Origin of the sequence: Alcanivorax sp. UBA3183, from assembly GCF_002364155.1 — a bacterium.
In the GTDB taxonomy this organism is placed as follows: Bacteria; Pseudomonadota; Gammaproteobacteria; order Pseudomonadales; family Alcanivoracaceae; genus Alcanivorax; species Alcanivorax jadensis.
The window spans coordinates 1-2,546 of sequence record NZ_DEXN01000001.1 but is presented as its reverse complement, the minus strand read 5'-3'; the positions used below and the strand labels follow the sequence as shown (position 1 = coordinate 2,546).

Genomic DNA, 2,546 nt, shown 5'->3' with positions numbered 1-2,546 from the left:
CTCAAGCGCCGCTCCTACAGCACAGGGCCGCAAGGCAGGAGGTTCCCATGGAACGCACAATTCTCAACACCATTCGCGCACTGGATACATCCGATGGTGCCGGCGTTCGCCTGAAGCGAGCACTGGGTTACAACCCTATGGTGCGCCTGGATCCTTTCCTGATGCTGGACGCGTTCTCTTCCGATAATCCGGACGACTACATTGCCGGCTTCCCCCCGCACCCGCACCGCGGCTTTGAAACGGTGACCTACCTGATGGAAGGCCACATGAAGCATCGTGATCATCTGTGTAACGAAGGGGATTTGCAGCAGGGCGGTGTGCAGTGGATGACCGCAGGGCGCGGCATTATTCACGAGGAAATGCCGCAACAGCAGGATGGTTTGCTGCGTGGCTTCCAGTTGTGGATCAACCTGCCGGCGGCAGAAAAAATGAAAGCGGCCGGCTACCGGGATATTACTGATACAGAAATCCCACGACTGGATTTGCCTAAGGGCGGTCAGATCAAAGCCATTGCCGGTGAAGTCACCATCGGCAATCAGGTGATCAGTGCACCGGTAAAAGGTGGCAGTACCGATCCGCTTTATTTGGACGTGAAATTGCGCGCCGATGAAACGGTGACGGTGCCACTAACACAGGGCTATAACGCTTTCCTGTACCTGTTCGAAGGTCAGGTCAGCATTGCCGGCGAGGCGGTAAAGAGCGACCACCTGGCCACCTTCACTGACGGTGATAAGGTCTCTCTGGTGGCCGGTGATCACGGTGCCAGGCTGTTGCTGCTGGCAGGCAAGCCCATTGGCGAGCCCATTGCCCAGTACGGCCCCTTCGTGATGAACACCCAGGACGAGATCAACCAGGCCCTGAGTGACTATCGCGATGGCACTCTGACCGCCGAGCCGTCATCCCTGTAGCGGCTCCGCTCAACCCCACCCTGCCCCGGCACTTGCCGGGGCTTTTTTTTGAGAAGATGTTGGCCGCTAGCGTGAAGCGATCACCCAGACCGCATGCACGATACCCGGAATATAACCGAGAATGGTCAGCACGATATTGATCCAGAAATGCTTGCCAATTCCTTCCTGGAGAAACACCCCCAGTGGTGGAAGCAGGATGGCGATGAGAATGCGTAACAGATCCATGCGGTTCTCCTTGAGTCCGAAAATCTCACTGTAATTTTTTTATGCCATAGCGTCTGTTAAAAAAACACAAATTGCGGCACAGATTGCATTGCTGACACCGTGATTTTCCGGGAAGCTGGGCGTTGCGAGATATCAGGGAAAGGAGAGACGGCATGAAGGTTTTGGCTATAGCAGGCAGTTTGCGAGAGAAATCCTACAACCGCGGCCTGGTTCGCGCCGCCCGGGCGTTGGCGCCGTCGGGAATGGAAATCATTGAAGCGGACATCAGTGATATCCCGCTCTATAACGGTGATGACGATGGCGACAACCGCCCTGCTCCCGTGACTGCCCTGGCAGAACAGGTAAAAGCGGCGGATGCTTTCTTGTTTGCCACCCCGGAATACAACTATTCCATCCCCGGTGTACTGAAAAATGCCATCGACTGGTTATCCCGGGTCCCGGGTGGCATCTTCGCCGGCAAGGCCGCCGCCATCATGGGCGCCTCCATGGGCGGCATGGGCTCCAGCCGCAGCCAGTATCACCTGCGTCAGGTCTTGGTATTTCTGGATGTGCACCCGCTCAACAAACCGGAAGTGTTCGTCTCCGCCGCCCATGAGAAGTGCGATGACAATGGTGACCTTCAGGACGAAGCAACGAAGGAAATGATCGGCAAACAACTGGCTGCCTTGCAGGCCTGGGCCGACACCCTGAAGTAAACGGTGCAGTTCGCCATAGGCGTAGGGTGCCATTGAGCCTAAGGCGAACTGCACCATATAGGCCTTGCAGAGAAAAATCAGAGCTGCTCTTCGCGGCGAATCCACTTGGTCACTTCCGGCGCCTGATAATCTGCGAAGCTGTCCAGAAGGCTTGCCGGTGTGTCGTGAACCTGTAGCAGGTCTCTGTGCTCCTGGCGCAGAAAACCCTGGCTTACCGCGTGGTCGAGAAAGGTGATCAGGTGGTTGTAATAGCCGTTCACGTTTAACAGGGCGCAGGGTTTGTGGTGAAAGCCCAGTTGCGCCCAGGTAAGAATTTCAAAAATTTCCTCCAGCGTACCCATGCCGCCGGGCAAGGCGATAAAGCCGTCAGAACAATCAGCCATGGCAGCCTTGCGCTCGTGCATGGAACCCACCACACGCAATTCGGTGAGGTGATCGTTGCCGATCTCCTTGCGCATTAATGCATCAGGAATAATGCCGATCACTTCACCGCCCTGCTGCATGACCGCATTGGCGATGGCTCCCATGACGCCCACGCTGGCCCCGCCATAGACAAGGCCAAGGTTGCGGGCAACCAATTCTTTGGCGAGACCCTCAGCGGCTTGAATATAGTCGTTTCCCTCACCGGGGCTGGAGCCGCAATAGACGCAGATTTTTTTCATGGCATCGCCGTTTGTTCGTTGTGGCTAGAGGCAGCTGTAGGAGCGCCGCTTGAGGC

General features: G+C 56.4%; 4 protein-coding genes. 2 read left to right on the top strand and 2 right to left on the bottom strand.

Annotated features, from left to right (window positions below; translation table 11 throughout):
* Window positions 1-47 precede the first annotated feature (47 nt).
* Window positions 48-908 carry a pirin family protein gene (locus B3Q33_RS00020; RefSeq protein WP_273010257.1) on the top strand — a complete coding sequence of 287 codons (861 nt, stop codon included), beginning with the start codon at window positions 48-50 and terminating at the stop codon, window positions 906-908.
* Window positions 909-974: 66 nt separating this feature from the next.
* Here B3Q33_RS00020 and B3Q33_RS00015 read toward each other — a convergent pair whose 3' ends face one another.
* The gene (locus B3Q33_RS00015; protein ID WP_035245841.1) at window positions 975-1,133 is read right to left on the bottom strand and encodes a YqaE/Pmp3 family membrane protein; all 159 of its coding nucleotides are present in this window, start codon (window positions 1,131-1,133) and stop codon (window positions 975-977) included.
* 152 nt (window positions 1,134-1,285) lie between these two features.
* Here B3Q33_RS00015 and B3Q33_RS00010 point away from each other — a divergent pair, with 152 nt between their 5' ends.
* On the top strand, window positions 1,286-1,828 hold the full coding sequence (locus tag B3Q33_RS00010) for an NADPH-dependent FMN reductase (RefSeq protein ID WP_273010258.1): 543 nt from the start codon (window positions 1,286-1,288) through the stop codon (window positions 1,826-1,828).
* 77 nt (window positions 1,829-1,905) lie between these two features.
* Here the strand turns inward: B3Q33_RS00010 and B3Q33_RS00005 are convergent, their stop codons facing one another.
* The gene (locus tag B3Q33_RS00005) at window positions 1,906-2,490 is read right to left on the bottom strand and encodes a TIGR00730 family Rossman fold protein (protein ID WP_273010259.1); all 585 of its coding nucleotides are present in this window, start codon (window positions 2,488-2,490) and stop codon (window positions 1,906-1,908) included.
* Window positions 2,491-2,546: the final 56 nt, after the last annotated feature.

Bases quoted from the DNA above. Each gene is read 5' to 3' on its own strand.
- B3Q33_RS00020 (WP_273010257.1), top strand. From the start codon at position 48: ATGGAACGCACAATTCTCAACACCATTCGCGCACTGGATACATCCGAT.
- B3Q33_RS00005 (WP_273010259.1), bottom strand. From the start codon at position 2,490: ATGAAAAAAATCTGCGTCTATTGCGGCTCCAGCCCCGGTGAGGGAAAC.
- B3Q33_RS00015 (WP_035245841.1), bottom strand. From the start codon at position 1,133: ATGGATCTGTTACGCATTCTCATCGCCATCCTGCTTCCACCACTGGGG.
- B3Q33_RS00010 (WP_273010258.1), top strand. From the start codon at position 1,286: ATGAAGGTTTTGGCTATAGCAGGCAGTTTGCGAGAGAAATCCTACAAC.